19 protein-coding genes are annotated in these 21,901 nt (G+C 69.0%); 6 read left to right on the forward strand and 13 right to left on the reverse strand.

All coding sequences use genetic code 11. The annotated features are described in order from the left end of the window. Positions 1-144: 144 nt before the first annotated feature. From ACWC5O_RS40820 to ACWC5O_RS40870, 11 genes are all read right to left on the reverse strand, one after another. Positions 145-1,557 (reverse strand): DUF2637 domain-containing protein, encoded by a 1,413-nt coding sequence (locus ACWC5O_RS40820; protein WP_450591405.1) that lies wholly within the window; start codon positions 1,555-1,557, stop codon positions 145-147. 210 nt (positions 1,558-1,767) lie between these two features. After that, positions 1,768-4,047 (reverse strand): type IV secretory system conjugative DNA transfer family protein, encoded by a 2,280-nt coding sequence (locus ACWC5O_RS40825; RefSeq protein ID WP_450591407.1) that lies wholly within the window; start codon positions 4,045-4,047, stop codon positions 1,768-1,770. A gap of 509 nt (positions 4,048-4,556) precedes the next feature. Continuing rightward, the gene (locus ACWC5O_RS40830; protein ID WP_450591408.1) at positions 4,557-5,774 is read right to left on the reverse strand and encodes a ParB/RepB/Spo0J family partition protein; all 1,218 of its coding nucleotides are present in this window, start codon (positions 5,772-5,774) and stop codon (positions 4,557-4,559) included. Beyond that, positions 5,771-7,054: a ParA family protein gene (locus tag ACWC5O_RS40835; RefSeq protein ID WP_450591409.1), complete on the reverse strand. Its 1,284-nt coding sequence runs from the start codon at positions 7,052-7,054 to the stop codon at positions 5,771-5,773. The genes ACWC5O_RS40830 and ACWC5O_RS40835 overlap by 4 nt, the downstream gene beginning before the upstream one ends. A gap of 325 nt (positions 7,055-7,379) precedes the next feature. Further along, entirely contained in the window at positions 7,380-7,529 is a 150-nt protein-coding gene (locus ACWC5O_RS40840) for a hypothetical protein (RefSeq protein ID WP_450591411.1), read from the reverse strand. Positions 7,530-7,898: 369 nt separating this feature from the next. Next, the gene (locus ACWC5O_RS40845) at positions 7,899-8,933 is read right to left on the reverse strand and encodes a hypothetical protein (protein WP_450591412.1); all 1,035 of its coding nucleotides are present in this window, start codon (positions 8,931-8,933) and stop codon (positions 7,899-7,901) included. Between the two features lie 14 nt (positions 8,934-8,947). Continuing rightward, complete coding sequence (locus ACWC5O_RS40850; protein WP_450591414.1) at positions 8,948-9,433, reverse strand: hypothetical protein; 486 nt, start codon at positions 9,431-9,433, stop codon at positions 8,948-8,950. A gap of 32 nt (positions 9,434-9,465) precedes the next feature. Further along, positions 9,466-10,662, reverse strand: a complete 1,197-nt coding sequence (locus ACWC5O_RS40855) for a hypothetical protein (RefSeq protein ID WP_450591416.1) — start codon at positions 10,660-10,662, stop codon at positions 9,466-9,468. A gap of 413 nt (positions 10,663-11,075) precedes the next feature. After that, a complete protein-coding gene (locus ACWC5O_RS40860) occupies positions 11,076-12,236 on the reverse strand; it encodes a DUF2637 domain-containing protein (protein WP_450591417.1) in 1,161 nt (386 codons plus the stop codon). Positions 12,237-12,430: 194 nt separating this feature from the next. After that, positions 12,431-12,775 carry a hypothetical protein gene (locus ACWC5O_RS40865; protein ID WP_450591418.1) on the reverse strand — a complete coding sequence of 115 codons (345 nt, stop codon included), beginning with the start codon at positions 12,773-12,775 and terminating at the stop codon, positions 12,431-12,433. Positions 12,776-13,084: 309 nt separating this feature from the next. Continuing rightward, positions 13,085-13,258, reverse strand: a complete 174-nt coding sequence (locus tag ACWC5O_RS40870) for a hypothetical protein (RefSeq protein ID WP_450591419.1) — start codon at positions 13,256-13,258, stop codon at positions 13,085-13,087. Positions 13,259-13,577: 319 nt separating this feature from the next. Here ACWC5O_RS40870 and ACWC5O_RS40875 point away from each other — a divergent pair, with 319 nt between their 5' ends. From ACWC5O_RS40875 to ACWC5O_RS40895, 5 genes are all read left to right on the forward strand, one after another. Further along, positions 13,578-13,775, forward strand: a complete 198-nt coding sequence (locus ACWC5O_RS40875; protein ID WP_450591420.1) for a hypothetical protein — start codon at positions 13,578-13,580, stop codon at positions 13,773-13,775. Positions 13,776-14,254: 479 nt separating this feature from the next. Next, entirely contained in the window at positions 14,255-15,301 is a 1,047-nt protein-coding gene (locus ACWC5O_RS40880) for a hypothetical protein (protein WP_450591422.1), read from the forward strand. After that, a complete protein-coding gene (locus tag ACWC5O_RS40885) occupies positions 15,298-15,972 on the forward strand; it encodes a zinc finger domain-containing protein (protein WP_450591423.1) in 675 nt (224 codons plus the stop codon). Before ACWC5O_RS40880 ends, ACWC5O_RS40885 begins: the two co-directional genes overlap by 4 nt. A gap of 844 nt (positions 15,973-16,816) precedes the next feature. Further along, positions 16,817-17,500, forward strand: a complete 684-nt coding sequence (locus tag ACWC5O_RS40890; RefSeq protein WP_450591424.1) for a hypothetical protein — start codon at positions 16,817-16,819, stop codon at positions 17,498-17,500. Positions 17,501-17,548: 48 nt separating this feature from the next. Further along, positions 17,549-17,965: a hypothetical protein gene (locus tag ACWC5O_RS40895; RefSeq protein ID WP_450591425.1), complete on the forward strand. Its 417-nt coding sequence runs from the start codon at positions 17,549-17,551 to the stop codon at positions 17,963-17,965. 249 nt (positions 17,966-18,214) lie between these two features. Here the strand turns inward: ACWC5O_RS40895 and ACWC5O_RS40900 are convergent, their stop codons facing one another. Further along, on the reverse strand, positions 18,215-18,421 hold the full coding sequence (locus tag ACWC5O_RS40900; protein ID WP_450591426.1) for a hypothetical protein: 207 nt from the start codon (positions 18,419-18,421) through the stop codon (positions 18,215-18,217). A gap of 127 nt (positions 18,422-18,548) precedes the next feature. Between ACWC5O_RS40900 and ACWC5O_RS40905 the strand changes: the two genes are divergently transcribed. Further along, positions 18,549-20,924: a hypothetical protein gene (locus ACWC5O_RS40905; RefSeq protein ID WP_450781212.1), complete on the forward strand. Its 2,376-nt coding sequence runs from the start codon at positions 18,549-18,551 to the stop codon at positions 20,922-20,924. A 293-nt stretch (positions 20,925-21,217) separates the two neighbouring features. Here ACWC5O_RS40905 and ACWC5O_RS40910 read toward each other — a convergent pair whose 3' ends face one another. Further along, positions 21,218-21,580: a hypothetical protein gene (locus ACWC5O_RS40910; protein WP_450591428.1), complete on the reverse strand. Its 363-nt coding sequence runs from the start codon at positions 21,578-21,580 to the stop codon at positions 21,218-21,220. Positions 21,581-21,901: the final 321 nt, after the last annotated feature.

The raw sequence follows: 21,901 nt of genomic DNA on the forward strand, positions 1-21,901 counted from the left end.
CCGCGGGTGACGGCGGCTGGACCCCCCGCACGAGGCGCACGCAGGGGCGCCCAAGCGGCCTGTGGCCGGAGCGGATCAAAGGCGTTCCGGCCCGGGGCGGCAGCGGATTCCAACGGCCCGGCAGCGCGTTGGAATCGTTGGAATTCACGCCTCTGCGGCCTGCGCGGCGCGGGCCTCGGCCTTGCGGATGTCCCCGATGTACTTGCGGACCGTGTTCTGCTTGTAGCCGGTCATCTCAACCAGCTGAGGGGCGAGTTCGTTCGCCGACAACCTCCGCTGGTCCTCGGGCAGCTGACGGTAGTGCCATGCCACCAGCTCGACGCCCTTGAGACCGTCCGGAGCCGGCGGAGCCGCCGCCGCCTCCTGCGGCTGGTCGCCGTCCGCAGCCGGCTCTTCCTCAACCTCGTCGGAGGGCGTCTCCGGCGTCGCAGGCTCCGGCTCGTTCGGCTCGTCGGGGATCCGCATCTGCACGACGAGCCGGCTGGGACCGCCGGTTCGGTCAGCGGCCGCGCCGGCCCGCTCCTCCTGGAGGATGTCGTGGAATTCGGAGCTGGAGTTCTCTCGTTCCAGGTCTGCCGCAGTGTCCCGGGACGCATTCCAGCGGCCGTTGGGATCCAGCCCGGCGCCGTCGTGCTGCCGCTCGCGTTCCAGCGGCGGCACAACCGCCTCGCTCTTCATGCGGTCGACCTGGAGGGCCTCCTCGTCGACGCTTTCCCCCGGGGCTTCTCCCCCGCCTCGGACCGACGCGTCAGCCTCATGGAACGGCTGGGGAATCTGCTCGGCCTGCGGTACGTCCGGCGTGCCCGGCGCCGGGTGGTGCGGCGCGAACCACGGGGTGTCGTGCTCCTGCATCTGCTCGAGGGGGTGCCCGTGGAGGCCGGCGAGCGCCAGGTCCTCGTGCTGCACGGGGAGTTCGGGCTGTGGCAGAGGTACCTCGATTCCTGCGGCGGCCAGGCCTGCGGGTGCCGTGTCGGCGAGCGGGACGCCGTAGCGCGCGAGGCGCAGCGGCATCAGGGACTCCACCGGGGCCTTCCTGCGCCACGCTCGGCCGAAGCGGGAGTGCAGGCGGGCCTGGTAGACGAGACGTTCTTGCTCCAGCTTGATGACCTGGTCGTAGGAGCGCAGTTCCCACAGTTTCATCCGCCGCCACAGCAGGAAGGTCGGGAGGGGCGAGAGCATCCACCGTGTTAGGCGGACGCCTTCCATGTGCTTGTCGGCGGTGATGTCGGCGATGCGGCCGATCGCGTGCCGGGCCGCCTCCACCGCGACCACGAACAGGACCGGGATCACCGCGTGCATGCCCACGCCCAGCGGGTCCGGCCAGGCCGCCGCGCCGTTGAAGGCGATCGTCGCCGCCGTCAGCAGCCAGGCCGTCTGGCGCAGCAGCGGGAAGGGGATGCGGATCCAGGTGAGGAGGAGGTCGAGGGCCAGCAGGACGCAGATGCCCGCGTCGATACCGATCGGGAAGACGTAGGCGAAGGTCCCGAAGCCTTTCTTGACGGCGAGTTCGCGGACGGCCGTGTACGAACCCGCGAACCCGATGCCTGCGATGGTCACCGCACCGGTAACCACCACCCCGATTAGGGCACGCTGCGCCCTCGTGGGTGTCGCTGCTTTGGACTCCTTTGCCGCAGCCACGCTGCTGCCCCTCCCGTATCTGTGATGAACAGGTTTCACATTGTCATGTGCGCACCGGTCGTGGACGTCGGATGCGCGCTCGATGCCGCGTCGTGAATGGAGTGGCCCCGGCTGGCCGGGGCCGTCGCCCTATGCGGTGGCCTTGGCCGTGTTCCAGGCTGCGAGCCAGGTCTCCAGCTCGGCCCGGGTGTAGTAGGTGACCCTGCCGTCTGTGACCCCTTCGGGGACCGCGACGCCACGGTCCTTGGACCGCTGGAGCAGGTACTTGCGGGCGGTCTCATACCCCCAGGGCAGAATCCCTTTCTTGCACGCGTCGGCAATGGAGAACGTGTCGGGCAGGGCCGCGTCCTCGGCCTGCTCGGCCTCGAGCGCCGCGTCCGGATCGGCTGTCCCGGCCCCTGTCCCGCCACCGGTCCCGACGAGCGCTGTCCCGGCACCTGACCTGGGCGGGCCCCCTCCCACTCCCCTGTTCCTCCGCACCGGGACAACCGGCCGCGACAAGGGGGCGAACTTGCCGCCGGGCAGGAAGTTGGCGGCCGCCGCCTCTTCCTGGGCCTGGGCGAGTGCCTCGGGGGTGATCCACGGCGCCATCTGCCCCGCGTCGAACCACGCTGGCGCCTGGGGGGCTCCTGCGAGGAGGTCCTGGACGTGCGGCGTGATGTACGCGGCCTGGAACTCGCGCACCCAGGCGTAGTCGCCGTCCGGATCGGTCTGGTTGTCGGCGTACGCGCCCCGCCCCTTGACGGTGGTGTCGTAGCCGAAGCGCGGCGCGTTCTGCCCGAAGGCCACGCCCCAGCTCACCATGTCCTGCTTGCCGATGACGATCTTCGTGCCGATCTGCTTGCGGCCGATGGTGCCGCCGAACAGCGCGTTGTCGAACTGCTGGGCGCCGACCACGACGCGGTGGTTGGAGGAGCGGCCCATCATCAAGATGATGGTGAACCAGTCGATGAACGGCGGCGTGCCCTTCTGCTTGATGCCGTACTTCCACCACGTGTAGGCGAACCGGATCAGGGTGGGCAGCTCGTCGATGACCAGCAGACGCGGGATGAGCTGCGCGCGCAGCTGCGGGTCGCCGTCCAGGCCGAGGGCCTTCTCCGCCGCGATCATCGAGGTCATGAACTCGGCGAAGGCACCCATGCACGCGCGGGTCGACTTGTGGATCCGGATCCCCGAGTGTCCCTCCGCCTCGATCATGGAGTTTTCCTTGTTGTCGAGGATGTCGACGACCCAGCTGTTCTGCCGGCCGTGTACGACGGGGATGTAGAGCATCGTGGACTTGCCGGAGCCGGTGTCGCCGGCCACGCCCCAGTGCGGTGTCTCCGATTCGGTGGCCACCACGACGTCGACGATGCGGTCGCCCTCGACGGCCTGGCCGACGAACACCTTGTAGGGGTCTCCGGTTGACCGCCACGGCACCGAAGAGGCCAGCTGCGGGCGGGGCTTGGGCGTGGGCTTCGGGGTGAACTCCACGTACGGGTTGCGGCCGCGCTGCGCGTACGAGGCGACCCACTCACCGGGCAGCCGGGAATGGAGGATGTGCGCGAGCATCGCGCGCTCCTTGTCGCTGCCGAGCCACTGCAACGGCAGGCGGATCACAATGCGCGCTTCGTCGTCGGACAGGTCGTCCGGCAGGAGCATCCAGTAGGCCTCGCCGCGCTCCTGGTCCTCGGCGGACAGACGCAGCACCTGGATCAGAGCCGCCCACAGGCCGGGCCCGTAGGTCTCCGCGTCGTTGCGGGAACGGCTGCCGCGCGGCACGGCCACCGTGGCGGCCGCGGCCGCCACGGGCACGGTGACGGCGAGGACCACGGCCGTCCACTCAGGCTCCCGCCACAAGCCGACGGCCGCCGTCACCGTCCCCAGCCGGACCGCAGAGCGGGCCACTCCGGGCCACTGGTGCCAGGTCTCACCGATCCGCGTCAGTGCACGAGGGGTTGTGAGAAAGGCGGTCCGGGAGCGGCGGGGGCGCGGCGTCTTGCTGCCCGTGGCCGTGTCGGGACGGGCGAGGTCGCCGGCGAAGGCGCGGTCGATTCGCTCCCCCGGCCTGAGGAAGCTGGAGTCGGTCTTGGGCTCGCCCCATACGGGCTGGCCGGCGACGAACCGGCAGGCGCCGCCGAGCAGTCCGCCGATCGTGACCGCGAGGCCTTCGCCGAGGGTGTCGACGGCTCCGTCGATTCCGGGGCGTTCCTTCTTGCCCTGCGCTGCCACACGGCGCGTTCCGATCCCGTACAGGGTGGCGATGACCACGACTGCGCAGATGCCCCAGAGCTGGAGTTCGGCGGCGCTGTCGGGCAGGACAGAGATCAGCCAGGCGGTGAGCCGGTCGATGTCCGAACCGTGCCCGGCGGTGGTGGTGAGGGGGGAGGCGATCGTGTGGACCAGTCCGTGGTCCGTCGTGCTCCGCACCAGTTCCCCTTTCATGTGTTGAGGACTCACGTTTCCGGCGGGTGGGCGTCGGGCAGGACGTGGCACCCTGCTGGCCGGATCGAATCCCGGTCGACCAGCCGCGTTCAACGGCTGCGGGTCCCACGTTGAAGTCGAATGCCTGTGGACAGAGAGCGGCAGCGCGGGCCCGTGCGGATGGTGCCGGGGCGTCCTCACCGCCACGCTCACCGTCAGGGCCCCTCCATGGCCACAGGCAGGTCTCAATCGCCGTGGTAAGCACGGCAGTCAGAGAACGCGAGCAGCCACCGTGCCGCTTACCACTGCAGGTCAGCGCGGGTAGGACCCTCAGAGAGCCCACCGGAACCTGGTGCCGCGTAGGCGAGGCACCGCGCCCAAGAGCGCGCCCGATCCCGCGGTGAGCGAGCAGCCGGGTGGAGCCCGTGGGCTGCACGGTGTGTACTCAAGCTGAAGAGGCCCCGCTCCCTCACCGTGACGGCGAGAAGCGGGGCCGGCGTCCCGCTGATGGCGTCTCAGTCCACCTGCATGGACGGCGCTTCGGTGAAGGTGGCCAGCAACCTCTCGAACCTGGTCCGGTCGAGTTCTCGTGCCTTGATGTTCAGGAGCCGGAGGAGCTCGAAGAAGCCATCCTCATCCATCTTCCGTGCGAGGTGCATGGCAACGAGCGGGGGTTGGTCATACGGCAGCCGCGGGGGTTGCATCGTCTCCGTGGCAGCGGGAGATTGCCCGTCATCCTGCGGGCGCGGCTCCGGGATGCGCTTCCCGTCTCCCGACGGGACTCCGGTCTCTTGCTGATGTGGCGTCCGGCTTGGCGTCGGCTCCGAACTATCACGGCGTGATACCTCGCCTGTCTCCCCCGCCTGCTCTCCAGGCTGTGCCTCCTCGGCCGCCGCCGAACTGGGCGCCTGCTCGGAATTATCACGGCGTGATACTTGGCCCGTGTCCTCGACCTGGTCTTTGGGCTGGGCTCCCTCAGCTGTCGCCTGTGGAGGTTCTGCCGTCTGCTGCAGTGGCTTTCGACGTTCAGCGGCAGTACGCCGCTCGTCCGCCTTCTTCTTCTGTTCCTCAGGCGACAGCTTGCCCAGGTTCCGGACGTGCTCGACCGTCCGCTCGCCGTTCACCAGGTCCTTCTGGAGTTCCGGTGACAGCTTCAGCAGGGAGAGCTTGCTGGAGATGGTGTTCTGCGGGATGCCGAGCCGTTTGGAAGCTTTGGTCTGGCTGCCGTAGTAGTCGACCAAGGACTGGAGAGCGTGAGCTTCCTCGAGGTCCGTCATGTCGTCGCGGTGGTAGTTCGCGATGAAGGCGGCTTCGAGGAGTGCTTCGTCGGTGGCGACGCGTGCGTTATCGACGCGTACGGGGATGGTGGCCATGCCGACGCGACGCGCAGCCTCGAGCCGGCGGTGGCCGTCGACGACGATGTACTGGGCACCGTCGTCGATGTCGTTGTCCCGGTCGGGACGGTCGTGGAGGTAGGCGTCCACGGTCGCGACGACGATGGGGATGAGGACACCGACTTCCCGGACGGTCTGGACCGTCTCCTCAAGGTTGCGCAGATGGTTGCGCGGGTTGTCGGGGTTGTCACTGATGAGGGTCACCGGCAGGTCGGTGATGGCTGCGGTCGCCGCTGCCTGCGCCCCGATCGTGCTCTCGATGGCGTCGCGGCGGGAGCTGCGCGCGGTGGCGGCAGCACCGAAGGCGGAGCCGGTGCCGAGCTTGTCTGCCTTGCTCATCCTGCGGCCCCCATGGCGATCATCCGCATGGCGTTGGCCTGCTTGCTTTCCGGCGCGTACGACAGCAGTGCCTGCTTCATGCGGACGGCTTCGCGTTGTTCCTTCAGGTCGTCGATGACGGCCAGGACGCGCTGGTCCTCCAGGCTGTTCCAGTTGTCCAGGGAGGAGGTGGCGACGTAGCCGCGGCGGGAGTCGTAGAGGTTCACGACCAGGCCGAGGTAGTCGAGCTCCAGGCCGAGGTCCTTGCAGAGGTCTTCGATCTGCTGGACCAGCATCATGTAGGCGGTAGCGGAGGAGTCTTCGGCGAGGACCGGGATGATGACTCCGGACCTTCCTCGCTTCTCGTTTCGCCGGCGGCGCCCGTAGTAGAGCGCGGCGTCCGTGGCGAGACCGAGGCTGGGCGGGCAGTCGATGACGATGATGTCGTAGTACTCCTCCAGCGGACGCAGGGCGCGCTCGAGGGCGGCTTCCTTCTGGAAGCCGCGGGAGTTGGCCGCGGTCAGGGCGATCCTCGAGTCGAGGAGGAAGCCGTCGAACGCGGCTGGCAGGACGTCCAGGCGTCCTTGGAAGCGGGGGTCCTCGATCGTCACGACCAGGTCGCGCAGGTCTCCCTCGCCCTCGCCGACCATGTGGGTGACGAGGCTGTCATGCTTCGGCGGGATCTGCAGGATGCCGAGTTGGTCGCTCAGGTGTCCTTGCGGGTCGTAGTCGACGAGGAGAACCCGCTGACCGCCAAGGGTGCACGCGGCGATGGCGCTGAGAAGCTCCGCCTTGGTCCTGCCGATCCGCTTGCACTCGTTGTAGGTCAGCGACTCGATGTGGCGCCGCAGGGCCGCCATTCCGGCTTCCTCGTCCTCGGCGTACGCCTCGGCCATGCCCAAGGAGACGGCGGTCTTCCCGACGCCGCCCTTCTGGTTCACGGTGATGATGCGCCGGGGTTCGGCACCCCGACCGCCCTGCCGTGGGGAAGGGTTGTCGTCCAGCCAGAGGCGAATGCTCTGCGCCAAGCCTTGGGTGTAGGAGACGCCACGGTCGGTGCAGGTGTCCTTGAACTGGTCGTACAGGCCCGGTGGGAGCCACGTGCTGAAGGACTTGGCACCTGCGGTGTCGACGTCGAGGCCCGGGCTGGTGCTCGCGCGCCAGTTGGTGATGGCCGTGGTGACGGCGTCCTGGATGTCCAGGCCGAGTTCGGCGCAGCGGATCTTGAGCTCTTGCTGGAGTGCCGAGGGCAGCTTGGACGCTACCTTTTCCCGGTCTCCCTGGGGGTATGGAGAGGACATGGCGTCACCTTACTGACTCGCGTCTCTCCGACAACAGCCGGTTCGCCGTTCCTGACGTGGTTTCACCCTGTCGGGCGGTTCGGATTATCACGGCGTGATAATCCGCGAGCAGCTGCGCACGGGCGTCCGACTATCACTGCGCGACAGAGGCCTCCATCCGACCGAGTCCGGCGGGGGCCTCAGGCACTGCTCTCGTTCTGGATGGACTCGGCGACGTCGCCCTCGTGCAGGGCTGGGTGATCGCGTCGGCCGCTTGGCGCGTTGTGGGGTCCATGGGGGGGCGTGCTTCCTGTGGTGGGTGCGGCGGCCCACCCTCCCGCGCCGGTTAACCCAGGCCGCACGCTTTCCCGATGGCTCCGATGATGGCGATGATCAGCACGAACGCCATGAACTTTGAGTCGCGGGTGCGTGGCGGCTCGTCGGATTCCGGCTCGATGGTGACCCGGAAGACGCGGCGCTTGCCGTCGTCGGCCACGTGCCCCTCCTCGCTCGACTGCGTGTTGGGGGTCAATGGTGCCGTACGGCGGCCGTGCGTAGGGCTGTTGGCAGGGTGGTAGAGAGGTCTACCGGCTGGGTAGAGCGGCGTAGACCGTGACGTCGTTTCCGCAGGTCAGATTGGGTCTACTGGAGATAGAGCGGGGTTGGTAGACCGACCCGGGGTGGGGGAGAGGGGCGGCCCGCGTTCGTGGCCGGTGCCGCTCCCCTGGGTGCCGTCCGGCCGGGTGTGGGGCGGGGGTTGGCGGGCCCCTCTCGCGTGGGGCGGGAGAGGGGTGTGGGCGGGGTGGTGATCGGGCCCGGGTGTGTGGGGTGTTGGTGGCCGCTCGGGAGGGGTGGGGGTGGGGCCTCACTCGGGGGTCTTCTGGAGGTGCCGGGTGACGCTCGCGTGGGCCTTCCAGTCGGGGTCACCGGGGCGCGCGGCCGGAACGTCCTTGGCCTTGACGCCGGTCAGGTTCTTGCCGCCGACGTTGACCTGACCGGTTTTGATGCCGCGGTGCTCCAGCACCTTGCGGAAGGTGGGGCGGTCTGTCTCGGGGGTGGTCCATCCCTCTTTGAGCGCTGCGTCGTAGAGGGGGCCGAGGTGGATGCCGTTGTTGCCGTGGGGGTTTTCCTGGATCTTCTGTCGGATCCACAGGGCGACGCGGGCGCGGATCTCCTCTTCGCTGGGGGGCTGGGGGGTGGTGCTACTCCCCTGCTCTCCCGTTTCTTGATCAACTTCCTTCTTGTTCTTTTTGCCCTTCTTCCCCTTCTTCTCCTGGGCCTTCCGCTTCTCCTTCTCCTTGCGCTTCTTCTCCTTCCGCCGGCGCTTCGCGTCCCGGTGGGCGGCTGCGGCGACGAGCCACGTAGCGATGACCCATGCGAACAAGGTCACCGGCACCAGCTCACCGCGACGGCTGACGAAGATCGCGCGGGCGATGATGAAGCCGGGGCCGACGATGACCAGAGCGCGGAGCCCGATCTTCTTCCATGCGTCCTCGCCTTCTGGGGCGAAGACCCAGTCAGTCCCCTTGCGGACGAGGTAGACGGTGCCGACCACGAAGTCATCGACGACGCCTGAGAAGAACTCGCGCAGTTCGAGGGGGCCGATGACCTCCTGGTACAGGCGGATCAGGAGGCCGGGGCCCTGCTCGTCCTCCTGGTCATCGTCGTCTTCCTGGTCGTACTCCTCGTCCGGCTCGGCGTCCTCGCCGGGGGTGTACTCGTCGCTGCCGTGCTCGGGCAGGTGCTCCCCGAGTGTTTCGGGCTGCGCTTCGGCGTCCTCCTTGGCCAGGGTCGGCCGGGGCCCTTGCTCCGTCTCCTGCGGGGTGGGAGCGAGCTGGAGCAGGGGCTTTGTGGTGGCGGCCGGGTCAACGATGGTCTTGTCGGGCTGGGGTGTGCTCATGTCGTCCGCTCCCCTCAGCCGCCGAACTTGTTCGCGAGGTTGGCGAAGAAGTCGGTCACGGCCTCGAACAGCGACCCGTCGGAGGCGGACCACACGACGAAGGCGATGAAGCCCCAGGCGACGCGCTGAACGGGCTTGAGGTCGAACAGCCAGAGCACCAGGCCGACGCACACGCCGATGGCGGCCGGGGTCGCCTCGCCGAGGCCGAGATCGTTGACCAGGGTGGTCATGTCGCGGACGGAGCCGAGGAGGTCGCCCCAGACGCCGGCGGCGTTGGCGAACGCGGCGGCGGCGAGGGCGCCGAGGCCGGAGAGGATCCAGGGCTTGTTGTTGGCCTTGCCGGACTTGAGCAGGCCGCGCAGGAGAACGCAGAGGATGAGGCACAGGCCGCCGGAGCCCCACCGGCCGAGGCTGGAGGAGAGGCCGCTGCCGTCGGCCGCGAGGATGGTGTAGCCGTTGTCGTGCAGGAACATTGCAGCGGCGCTCTGGGCGCGGGTCATTTCGGTATTCCTTCGCAAGTCAGAGGGGGGTTTCAGGGGGCCATGTAGAGGAGGGTGGCGAGCCCTGCGCTCGCGGTGGGGGTGGTGAAGACCCAGCTCACGGCGGTGCCGAGCCGGGTGGTCTCCCACCGGGCGGTGCGCCGGTCGATCAGCCACCACAGGCCGCCGGTCACGGTGAGGCCGATGACGTGGGGGGTGTAGGTGGCGGGGTCGATGCCGTGCGCGGAGGCGTAGCCGGTGGCGACGTATCCCCAGGGGGCGGCGAACACCGCGGCGGTGCCGGATGCGAGGATCCTGAACGGTACGAAGTTGGTGAACACCGCGTGGAACAGCTCCGTGCACAGGTTCACCACGGAGCCGACGACCGGGATGCCGCCGAACACGCGGCCAATGGACCCGATGATGTCCCCCACGCTCTTCAGCGCGGGTTGCAGGCCGTGCTGGATACGGCCGAGTCCCTTCCAGGCGCCGTATGCGCCGGCTGCTGCGGCGGCGGTGAACATCACCCCGGACGGGTCGGCGTGAACACCGGCCAGGAGCTGTTCCGCGTAGCCGTGGTCATCACCGATGGTGACAAGGCCGAGGCCCCACCCGATGGCGGCACCGGTCCCGTACTTCGCGGCCAGCATGCGGCGGCGATACAGGGCCGCCCCCGCTTTGCGGGCTCGGTCGCGGGCACGCTCGGCGTACTCGGCGTCCCGCTCGGCTTGCTCGTGGCTGACGGGTTCGGTGCCGGTCTGGGGGGCGCCCCCGTTGTAGGGGCAGCATGGGCAGCAGCCCTGATCGTGGGCGTGATCGCCGCGCGTGAGGCAGTTGCAGGAGCACCCCTCATCGCCACAGCACTCGCACGGATCCCCGGGCTTCTGGGGCGCGCCCTTCCCGCCCTTCTTCCCGCTGCCCTTCTTGCTCTTCTTCGGCTGCTTCTTCTTGACTTTCGGCTTCTTGGCCGCCTTGTCGGTCTTCTCGACGGTCTCACCGTCGTCGACCGGCGCGGGCTCCCCCTCGTCGTCATTGCCCTCGCTGTCGTCCTCGTTGTCGGCGGGGGCAGACTCCAGCCTGGGGGGTGCGTCCAGGGTTGCCGTGGCGGTGCTGCCGGAGATGGCCTCAGCAGTCAGAAAGGGACCGGGGGGCCAGTCCGCGGGGTGTGTGGCGGGCCGGGACGGCGCGGGCTCGGGTTTGTCCGGCTCCTGGGTGCTCCACCAGTCCGGGCTCTCCTCATCGGTGCTCACTGGCCCCTTCCCTCCCCCGTCAGAAGAGGGGCGGAAGAGGGGTCTACGGACTGCTCTACCGGGGTGTTTGCGCAGATCGGGCGCTGCCAGGCGCCGGGACGGCGCATGCAGGCGAGCAGGAGGGCGCGGGCGCGGTTCTCGTCCGCGCCGGGCGCCTGTATGTCCATGTCGTGCTCCTCGGTCTGGGTTCCCACGCCCACCGCTGCCGGTGCAGCGGTCCCGAGGTCGGCGTTCGCGGTGGTGCTCGCGTGCGCGCGAGAGTCGATCAGAGGTGAGGTTCCCGCCTGACGGGAACGCATTGTCGATTCCGGTTTCGGCATGATGCGTGGTGCTCCTGGTGCTCGTAGAGGTTCGGGAGTAGCGGCGCCCGGCCGGGCCTCGACAACTCGGGCCGGGCGCCGCGTCGTTGCTGGTTAGTCGGTGGTCTGGGCGGAGGCCTTGGCCTCTTCCTGAACCGCGTTGCGAAGCCGGATGAGGTAGCGGTTCTGTCCGCCGCCGATGGCGTGCTTCACGATGCGGACGGAGAGCTTGTCGGCTCCGCCGAGAGCCTTCGCGACCTTGCGGACCTTTGCCAGATCCACCGGCCTCAGCGGCCGTTCGTCGGCGTCGCCCTTCTCCCCCAAAGTGGCCTGCTTCCCTTTACCGGCAAGGGTTGTAGCCATGTCGGCAGGTCGTTTCCGGGAAGGCTTGCGGCTGTTGCGTGCCATCGCTCGGGCGTTGGCGTCGGCCTCGTCGCAGATGGCGGCGAGGGCGGCGAGCATCCCGTCACGGTCAAGGTCGCGGACGCTTCCGTCGCTGACGTCCTCCCAGTAGGAGCAGACCTCTACCGGCGCCTTGCGGACCTTGCCGTAGCGCTGCTTGATGTACCGGGCGCAGGCGCGGCGGAGGCGTTCGAGCTTCAGGGCGCCGGTGTAGGAGGTGATCTCCCACAGGCGCATGCGGCGCCACAGCAGGAAGGTCGGCACGGGGGCCAGAAGCCAGCGGGAGAGGCGGACGCCGTCCATGCGGGTCCCGTCCTCGATGCCCGCGAGCTGGGCGACGGCGTTACGGCCGGATTCGACGCCGATCACGAACAGGACGGGCAGCACAGCGTGCAGGCCGGTGCCGGTCCAGTCGCCTTGCGCCCATGTGCCGGCGGCGTTGAACCACACCGTGGCCGCGGTCAGCAGGTGCGCGGCGGGGCGGAGCACGGGGACGGGCAGGCGCATCATGGCGAGCGCGAGATCAAGGCAGAGGAACGCGCCGATCCCGGCGTCCACGCCGATCGGGACCCATCGGGCGATGGACGGGCTGATGCCGTGGTCGAGGGCGAGATGTTGAACGGCGCTGTAGGAACCTGCGAAGCCGATGACGCCGACGATGACCGCCCCGAGGACGGAGGCTGCGAGGAGGAGCCACAGGGGCCAGCGGCGGGGCTCGCTGGGGGGCTCGGGCGTGTCCGGGGTCTGCTCGGACGGCTGCTCTGCGGCGGGACTGGAGTCGACGAGCAGTCCGGCCTCGGCCATGCGTTTGATCTCGGTCTCGTACTCGGACAGTGTCTGGTCGATGGTGTCGACGTCCACGGGGATGGCCATGCGAGGTTCCTTGCTGGTGACGGGGTCAGGGGTGATGACGGCTCCGTGCGGAGGGTGTTGGGCTGCTGGTCGTGGTGCCCTCGCCGGGATTCGCGCCCGGACTGTGGCCGCGTAACTGGGCGGGTGCCTCTGCTGTTGGGCTACGAGGGCTGGAGCCCCCGACCGGGGCCGGGGGCGTGGTGTTCAGGTGCGGGTCAGCACGGCAGGTTGGGCGGCACGTTGGCGAACTGGCGCCGGATGTAGCCGGTGTAGGAGGGGCCCCAGCCGCCGGGCTCGGTCTGGCGGATCTTGATCAGGTCGATGCCGTTGGCGTGTACGCACTGGCCGAGGAACTGGAAGCGGGTTCCTTCACCGATGCCGCTGTTGGTGGGGGTGCCGTACTTGGTGCGGAGGATGAGGCCGCCGGTCCCCGTCTTGGGAGTGCCGAAGTACTCGGCCGAGTAGGTGGTGTCGGCGGCTGCGCCGGTCGCGGTGCCCAGGGTGGCGAGGGCTGCGGTGGTGGTGACTGCCGCGACGGCGGCGGCCATTCGCTTGTTCACGAGCACGGTTCCTGTTCTGTGCTGGACGATCCCGCCGTGTAGGCGGCGTGGCCGGTCGGCCGTGGCCGCCCCGGTCCGGTGCGCTTCCGCGTGGTGCGGTGTCGGTGCCGGCCCGGAGCGACTACGACCCGGCCGGTCAGTCGTCCATGCGTCCGGACCGGCGCGCCTCTTCAGGAACCTCGCGCCCCTGGACCGGGGCGCTTCGGGCAGCGTGGCGCCGGGCGTTCAGGCTGTCCTGTCCGGCCTTCTGCTTCGGCGTCCAACCGCCGCCGCTCGTCCCGCTGTTGTTCTTGCTGCTGCGCCCGAGCATCAGTGCTCACCCCCGGTGGGGGCCTTGCCCGACGGGGTGCCGGCGCCGGTGGACTTCGGCAGGTTGTCGGTGGCGTGGCTGCGGCTGAGCGCGAGCTGGTCACGCGCTGCCCCGGCGAGGGCGGCGCGGTTCTGCTGGTGCTGGCGGTAGGTCTCCAGGTCCTGCTGGCTCACCGGGCACCCCCGGCGGGGGTCCAGGTGCGGGACAGGCGCTCGGCGGCCTGTGCGGAGGACCTGCGGTCCACGGGCGGGACCTGCGGCGGTACAGTCTGGCTCACGGCCATAACTCCCTTGTCAGCTCTGGTAAGCAGGGATGCGTGGTCCAGGCCCCGGGTCGGTGTTGCACGCACCGATGTCCGGGGCCGCCGTGTTTTCTGCGGCAGGTCGAGACTCACACAAAAGTCGTTGACTTTCAAGTCTCTTGAGATCTCGCGACTCGTGGTGTTCTCTAGATCCTGTGACGCCCCGTACGCTCACCGGCATGGAAGAAGTCATGACGACCGAAGAAGCGCGCAAGAACTGGGGGAACCTGCTGACCGAGATCCGCGCCCGGGTCCGGGGCGCGATCGTCCTGCGGCGCTACAAGGACGAAGTCGCCGTCCTGGTCCCGGTCCACTGGTACCGCCAGGCCGTCGACGCCATCGGGCAGCCGCCAACGCTGATTGATCCCTCGAAGGCCAAGCAGGAGTGACCCGCGTCAACCCGGCGGCGCGGCGTACCTCCCGTCAACCGGAGCCCGCCGGCGCTCATCCGTGAGCGGCGTCATGACGTACGACAGCCCCCAGCCCCTGCGGGGATACGGAGTCGGCAGCGCCCCTCACCACGAGCCCACTGACTACTCACCACGGTCGCACCAGGCGAGAGTTATGACTCGGTGACATCCGTGGCCTGGTGGTGGCAAGCGAGACGGTAAGTGCCCGGTCGAACAGTGGAGATGAGAGTTCGTCGGGACGACGGCTCGCCCCCGCACGCCGTGGACACCGCGCTGCTGATCAGGCGTAGGATCTCCAGAAACTCCAGACACGCAAAAGCCCCGAGCCGGGGACTCCCAGGACGGCAATCCTGGGCCGGACTTCGGGGCTGGAGCGTGACCAGCGCGTAGGTCTGCTGTCGAGTGTAGCGGGGGTGCTGTTCTCCCTCCACCAGGCAGCAGCCAGAAAGAGGCCACCCGTGGCACAGCAGCACCGTGATTGCCCACCGAACGACTGCAAAACGTGTCGGATCACACTCTCCGCGCGCACCGAGCTGGCCGCCGAGAATCCCGCCGTCGTCCCGACGACCGCGGCCGTGATGGAACGTTCGGGGCTGGGGCGCCGCGCCGTCCAGGTTCACACCGCTCACCTGGCCCTGTACGGGCTGGTGAAGGACGGCATTCCCACGGGCGTGCCGCTGGATCCCCCGCTGCCGCAGGCCCCTGATGAGGAACCGCCCACGCCGCTGCAGTGGGCGTCCTCGGTCGCTCTGCCGGAATCCTGCCGGACGTGCCGGTGCATCCTGTGCGAATTGGCGAAAATCGCGCGCGGCGACTGGGCCGGTCAGATCAGTATGCGCACGCTCGCTGAGCGTCTCGAACTGAGTGAGTGGACGGTGCGCATGCACCTGCGCACCGGCCACACAGTGGAGAAGATCGGGCACAGTCTCGCCGCCGCGGGCCTGGTCGCGTTCGACGCCCAAGGGGAAGTCACCGGCCGCGACCGCAACAACAAGCCCCTGATCGTCCGCCGCCCGGACCGCTTCATCCTCGCCCCGGAACAGACCCGCCTGGGCACATACCGCATGCCCTACACCGGGGACGGGTTCAAGGATGGGCTCATGGAGCGTCTGCATGACCAGACGGAGTGGTTCGACCCGACCCACAAGGAAGCCGACTGGATCGTGAACCTGATGGCGTCGCTGATCCGCAGCGGGTGGCCGGAGGAACTGCTCATGCAGAAGCTGCGGGAGCGCCCGCACCGCGGAAGCACTGCGCTCAAATTGCCCTACCGGTACGCTCGCGTGCGTCTGCCCAAAAAGGGCACGCCGTACGTGCGGTCGCAGTTCGCGCCGGAGGATTCCGGGTTCGACAAGCCTCGGTGCGGCAGGTGCCGGGTACGGATGGGGGGGCGGACGCCAGATGGTCTGTGCCGGGAGTGCCGTAAGGACCAGGCGCTCGCGGGCGGCGTGAACGGCACGGTGCCGGCGGCGTACGCGTTGGCAGCACCAGCAATCACGCGGTGAGGGCAGGGAAGATGCAGGACGACGAGATCGAGCTGCTGCCGGACGCGGCAGCCACATCGGTGCCGTGTCCCACGTGCGGCGCGGCGCCGGGCGAGCTGTGTCCCGGCACGATAGGGGTGCACATGGCCCGCTGGGTCGCCGTCGGCGCCCATGGTGACCAGCACGACGGTCACCACCATCACGGCGGAGGTCTGCACTACTCCGACACCAGCGTCGCCCCCGGCACGCTGGTGAGTCTCAAGCAGTCCCAGTGGCGGCTGACCGCAGAGCATGAGGACGGCACGCGCTGCCCGCGCACCGGAAAGGGCCGGCACCGCCAGCTCCCCGAGCGCGACCCGCGCTGTCCCGGCCGTGCCTTCTACGTCGCGCGCTGCCGCAAGTGCGACTGGGAGTGCCGCAAGCGCAAGCGCGCCGAGGTCGAGGAGGCGGCGGGGCTGCACGCCCGGTTCTGCTCCGACCAGCAGCCCATCCGCACGCTCGAGCAGGCCACCCGTGAGCGGAACCAGCGAGAGTGCCGGGCTTTCACCGTCGCCTGCCCGGTCTGCCACGCGCCGGCCGGCCAGCCCTGCGTCGACACCAAGCTCGCCTCGCGCGCGCCGTACACGCATGTGGATGGCTCACCCCGTGCCCATATCAAACGGCGGACCCTGGTGTCGCAGAGCCGCCGCTGACACCGGACCCGGTCCGCGAGGCCTTTGAGCCGCGGGCGTCCATAGAGGGGCGTCCTGTCTCCTGCCGCCGAGGGGCGGTCGCAGCCGGTAACGGTATGACGGCGACCGCCCCTCGGCGCTGCTGTCCTTGTCGTGCCCTCGTTCTTGTCCGCAGCATCGGCGAATAGGGGATGTGGCCAACGCGGTATCGGCAGTGGGTGGTTGGGGTCACAGAGTGGATAGCGTGGCTGATGTCCGTGCGTGGTGCAGGTGGCCTCCGTTCGTTCGTTTGCGGCCGCGGCGTCATGGGGGTTGCCTTTCGGTGGTGCTGGTACGAGCGGGCAGGTCGGAGATGCTGCGGGATTCAGGGGTCGCCCATCAGGGCGGGGGAGAGTTCGTCGGCGAGCTGTCCGGCGATCGCTCTTTAGTAAGAGGCGCGGACGGCATCAGGCTCCTGACCTGCCGGTTTCCGTGACCCATGGTGTTCTGGAGAGCACATTCGAGAGGTCGAGATGTCCGTCCGGCGCGCACATTCCGGCCCTTGGATCAAGCTGTGGTTGATTTACGGAGGGCGTCGCTTCGGTCGGCAACGTCGCAGGTCACAAGCGCGTGCAAGGTGTATCCGTACCGTCGTGACGCAGGCCCGGCAGCCGGGGAATGTGCCGCAATGCCGGCACAGGAAAACAAGCTCTGCTTGATTAGTGGCGCCGAGAGGCTCGAAAACTCCAGTTCTGGTTGATTTCTGGGCCCGTCCAGCGGCGAACGGCCGCGAGCGAGACCCGTCGGCGCGCCGCTGCCAGCAAAAGACAAGTCCTGCTTGATTTTCGGGTTAGTCTCGGGACGCCTGAGTAACGAGGAGGTCCCGGTGACATCTGATCCACCATCACGTCGGAGGCCGCGCGCTGTCCCTGACGCTGCATCCGACGACGTCGGCTTCGAGGACCTCCTGCAGGTCCTGGGGGAGCAGCTCGGCGAGGCGACCGAGGGCGCCGATCCCCGGACCCGTCGCAAGCTGACGCGCGTCTCCTTCGAGTACGAGCCTGACCCCACGGCCGTGCACGACATGGCCGGGGGCGCCGGCTACAGCCTGGCCTCGAACTGGTTCACCCAGCTTCTGGCCCAGCTCGCGGTGGCCAACTCGATCACCAAGTCCCAGCTGTGCGTGTTCTTGTACGTCGCCGGTGGCCAAAAGCGCGGCACCGGCATCGCCCGGTACACCCAGCAGGAGATCACCGACGGGCTGAACAAGATCGCCACAATGACGGGCGGCAAACGGATCACGCGCTCGACGGTCAACCGAGCCATCAAGGCCCTGGTCGGTTACAAGTGGGTGGAGCAGCTCGGCAACGGCCTGATCCAGCTGAACGTCCGCCTGTGGTTTCACGGCAACAGCAACGCCCAGCACGCCGTCCTCGCGCAGCTGGCCGTCGGGCACCAACGGGACCCCGAGGCGTTCCCCAATGCCATCGGCCCCGAGATCCACCAGGAGGAGCTGGACCTCGACTTGGCCCAGCGCCCGCAGTATGGAAGCGGACGGCGTACCGGGTGAGGCACCCCGCCGACCGCCCTGCTGCACACCCACAAGGAAGGGATAGTGATGGCCGAGGTCATGTCGCCGGTCGTGTCCGAGCGCATCTGGGCCCTGCCGGTCTCCGGAGCGGCGGTGAAGTTCCTTCAGTACCTGCTCTACCGCTCCGACTTCGGCGGGCAGCTGCCCGTACGGCAGAAGGACATGGCGCGCGAGTACCAGGTGACCCCGCAGGCCGTCAGCAACCTCATCGCGCCGCTGTGCGAACTGAACATCGTGCTGCGCCCGCAGAACGAGGACGGCAGCAAGGGCAACTCCTACCGTCTCCACCCCTTGGCGGCGAAGTACGCCAGCCCCGATGACATGGAGGCGGCCTTCCGGACCGCGATCGCCGGCATCAAAGCCGGCGACCTGCCCAACCTCAAGCTGCCCGCCTACGCCGCCGTGCCACCTGCCGAGGGACGCCCCAACCTGCAGGTCGCCTGACCGGGTCCGCCTCGAAAGCAAGAACCCCCGCCGAGCAATCGGCGGGGGTTCTTGTGCCTGAGTAACGTGCCTGCACTATACCCACGCATCGGACCGTCCACCGGCCCGGCGTACACCTCCTGGCGCAGCGGGAGCAGGCCGTGTCATTCAGCGGTGCGGCGGGGGCGCTTTCTGACCCGCACGGCCACGGTCAGTGCGCCCTGAACGCCTGCTGCTCGTCGCCGTCCGGGCAACAGACACCACCAGCGGCTATCTGTGGGGCAACGCGGACAGTGCCGTAGTGAGGACGGCGGCCAGGGTGAGCGCCCCGGCAAAGGCGATGGCAGCGCGGGTGACGGCAGCCGGGTAAGTGGCGTGGTCGCGGCGAGCGAGGTAGCCGGCGGCGGCCCCAACCAGGGCGGCGACCACGACGATCACGGTGCAGGCGAGCAGGATTACGGCGGTGTGATCGGGCATGATCGTAACTTCCTCTTCGGCATGGCGGGTGTTGTAGGCCGAATATCTCGAAGCTGGTGTTCGCCATGGTGCGGGCGGTCGAAGATGAACACCGACGAACACCGGCCACATGCAAGGCGGGAACGGCATGAGCACAGAGGATGCCCAGGACCCGGTGGCAGCACTGCGTGAGCTGCGCGCCTGCTTGGAGGCGGGCTTGGCCGCAGCTGGTCTGTCCAAGACAACGCTGGCCGGCCGGGTCGGGCTGGGCCGCACCACCGTCAGCAGCGCCTTCAGCCACTCCGCGCCTGCGCCTTCGGCGCACACCGTGGTCGCGATCGCACGCGGACTTGGGCTGGAAGCCCGCGACTTACTAGACTTGCGCGCCATCGCCGCTGGTATAGCGGCCTCGCCCTCAACGGCGGGAGCAACGACCGGCGGTTCGCGTGGGGTGGGTCGGCCAATCGCTGAGTGGGACCCCCACGACCTTGAGGTCCACCCAGCTGCCGAACCGCCACACCACAGCGCTGGCACGGCTACGACCACCATGCAGCCGCGGGCGGCGGTCCGGCTGCCCCGCTATGTGTTCCGGCCCCACGATGCCGCTCTGGCCAGGCTTGTCGGCGCCGCTGCGAAGGGCAGCAGCCAGTTGGCGGTATTGGTCGGCTCCTCGTCTACCGGCAAGACGCGAGCCTGTTGGGAAGCCGTGCAAGCGCTCGCCGAGCTCGGCTGGCGACTGTGGCATCCCTTCGACCCCACCCGTGCCGACGCGGTCCTGGCCGACTTAGCCCGTGTCACGCCGCACACCGTCGTGTGGCTGAACGAGGCCCAGCACTACGTGGGCGCGGAGCAAGGAGTGGGCGAGCGTATCGCCGCCGCCCTCCACGACCTGCTCACCGATCGGGCACGCGGCCCAGTTCTGGTCTTGGGCACGCTGTGGCCCGAATACGTCACCACCTATACCGCGTGCCCCGCCCCATGGCAGCCCGACCCACACTCCCGGACCCGGGAACTGCTGGCCGGACGGCTGATTCACTTGCCTGACCGCTTCGACACCGCAGCGACTCACGCGGCGCAGAGTCTGGCTGATGACGGCGACCAGCAGCTTGCCCACGCTCTTGCCCATGCCCGTAATGGGTGCCTGACCCAGTTCTTGGCCGGCGCACCGGAGCTCCTACACCGCTATGCCACCGCCTCCCCGGCGGCCTGCGCCGTTCTGCACGCGGCCATGGACGCCCGCCGCCTCGGTGTCGGCCTCCACCTGCCGATGGCCTTCCTTGAGCATGCGGCCCAGGACTACCTCAGCGACGAGGACTACCACGCCCTCGGCGAAAACTGGCTCGAACAAGCCCTCGCCGATCTCGGCCAACCCGTGCACGGCAACCTCGCCCCGCTGCGCCGGGTACGCCACCGCCCAGCCCGCCGCACCCCCGGAACGCAGGCCACGGAACAACCGTCGCCCCCGGCCTACCTGCTCGCTGACTACCTTGAACAACACGGACACCGCAGGCGTCGGATGCTGTGCCCTCCAACGTCGTTTTGGGAGGCGGCCTACCACCACCTCACCCGCCCCGGCGACCTCAACCGGCTCGCCCGCGCCGCCGATACCCGCCTCCGCACCTACTGGGCCCACCATCTGTGGCACAAGGCCGCTGGCACCGGCAACACCCACGCTCTCATCGAACTCGCCCGGATGCGGGACGAGGCCGGGGACCGAGGCGGGGCCGAACGCCTACTAGAACAAGCCGCCGACGCCGACGACACCTACGCCCTGATCAAGCTCGCCCGGATGCGGGAGGAAGCCGGGGACCGAGGCGGGGCCGAACGCCTACTAGAACAAGCCGCCGACGCCGGCGACGTCTCCGCCCTGACCGAGCTCGCCCGAATGCGGGAGGAAACAGGAGACCAAGACAAAGCCGAACAACTCCTACGCCAAGCCGCCGACGCCAACGACACCTACGCCCTGGCCGAGCTCGCACGGATACAGGAGGAAGCCGGAAAACGAGACGGAGCCGAACCCCGCGCACACGAGGCCACCACCAACAGCGCCTACGCCCTGGCTGAGCTCGCCCGGATGCGGGACGAGGCCGGGGACCGAGGCGGGGCCGAACGCCTACTAGAACAAGCCGCCGACGCCGGCGACGTCTCCGCCCTGACCGAGCTCGCCCGAATGCGGGAGGAAACAGGAGACCGAGACGAAGCCGAACAACTCGCACACAAGGCCGCCACCACCGGCAGCGCCTACGCCCTTGCTGAGCTCGCCCGAATGCGGCGGGAGTCCGGGGACCGAGACGGAGCCGAACGCCTACTAGAACAAGCCGCCGACGCTGGCAGCGTCTCCGCCCTTGCTGAGCTCGCCCGAATGCGGCGGGAGTCCGGGGACCGAGACGGAGCCGAACGCCTCCTACGCCAAGCCGCCGACGCTGCCACCGGCTACAACTATGACCTGGTCAAGTTCGTCTGGATGTGGGGTCTCTGGCCGCACGGGCTTAACCCTGACGGCACGCCATCTGCCCCATGGTGACGGATCCCACTACGGCGAGATATCCGCGCGCAGCTGTCACACGGCCGCCCCTGAGCAAATGTGCGGGAGTTCAGTCAGGGAGCCGTAGACGTGTTGAGCCGGGTCGGCGGGGGTGGCCTCCTCCTCTTCGTTAACGCCGAAGCCGCAGCACCGCCCCTGGAAGCCCTTCGCGGGCGTCGTATGGGGCGGGGCAGCACCAGACGGTGCTGCCCCGCCCCTTCCGTACGGGTTGGTTGCCCGCCGCCCGCCGCATCACCGAGGTTGGCCGCGGGAGTTGTATGTCGTCTGGCGAGTCAGGCGGCGGTGCGGCGAGGGCGTTTCTTGACGCGTACGGACACGGTCAGTTCGAGGTGGCCGGCGGCGTAGTCGGTGAGCAGGAGCTCGGCCACGCGGGAGCCGGACAGGCCGTCTGCCTCGGCGCGCTCTGCGGCGGCCTTCCAGTTGTCGGGATCGACGCCGGCGCCCTTGGCGCTGCGGCCGGGGCCCCGGTCGGCGTCCTGGGGGATCTCCAGGGGGATGCGGCCGGCGGCGTACTCGCGCAGGAGGTGGTCCAGGACGGTGCCGAGGGGCATGTGGTCGACGTCTTTGGCGCGGGCCTTGGCGTCCTCCCACACGGTGTCCAACACCCACAGGTCCTGTTTGCGGTAGCTGGCCATGGCGGTTTGGCGCTCCTTTGTGCCGGTCGAATCTGCGCCGGTCGACCCGGCAGGGCTCACGGATGCTACTAAAAACCCTCGGATGATTGGGGAGATAGGTGTGCCCGGACCGCCGTGCCCACCGACGGAGCGCGGGGGTCCGGGCCAGGGTCAGGCTGCGGCCGCCGGACCGTTCCCGCGTGGTCGGCCTCACGCGTTCCTCCTCCACCTGACTGCCCGGGTGGCGGCCGACCGCACCTGCACGTGAGGTCGGCTCCGGTCTTCCAGCCGTTGCGCAGGTAGTCGACGACGACCTCGTCGGTGCCGCCGAGCGCGGCCTCG

This window comes from Streptomyces sp. NPDC001450, assembly GCF_053597295.1.

Bases quoted from the DNA above. Each gene is read 5' to 3' on its own strand.
- ACWC5O_RS40830 (WP_450591408.1), bottom strand. From the start codon at position 5,774: ATGAGCAAGGCAGACAAGCTCGGCACCGGCTCCGCCTTCGGTGCTGCC.
- ACWC5O_RS40835 (WP_450591409.1), bottom strand. From the start codon at position 7,054: ATGTCCTCTCCATACCCCCAGGGAGACCGGGAAAAGGTAGCGTCCAAG.
- ACWC5O_RS40845 (WP_450591412.1), bottom strand. From the start codon at position 8,933: ATGAGCACACCCCAGCCCGACAAGACCATCGTTGACCCGGCCGCCACC.
- ACWC5O_RS40850 (WP_450591414.1), bottom strand. From the start codon at position 9,433: ATGACCCGCGCCCAGAGCGCCGCTGCAATGTTCCTGCACGACAACGGC.
- ACWC5O_RS40860 (WP_450591417.1), bottom strand. From the start codon at position 12,236: ATGGCCATCCCCGTGGACGTCGACACCATCGACCAGACACTGTCCGAG.
- ACWC5O_RS40875 (WP_450591420.1), top strand. From the start codon at position 13,578: ATGACGACCGAAGAAGCGCGCAAGAACTGGGGGAACCTGCTGACCGAG.
- ACWC5O_RS40895 (WP_450591425.1), top strand. From the start codon at position 17,549: ATGGCCGAGGTCATGTCGCCGGTCGTGTCCGAGCGCATCTGGGCCCTG.
- ACWC5O_RS40900 (WP_450591426.1), bottom strand. From the start codon at position 18,421: ATGCCCGATCACACCGCCGTAATCCTGCTCGCCTGCACCGTGATCGTC.
- ACWC5O_RS40905 (WP_450781212.1), top strand. From the start codon at position 18,549: ATGAGCACAGAGGATGCCCAGGACCCGGTGGCAGCACTGCGTGAGCTG.
- ACWC5O_RS40910 (WP_450591428.1), bottom strand. From the start codon at position 21,580: ATGGCCAGCTACCGCAAACAGGACCTGTGGGTGTTGGACACCGTGTGG.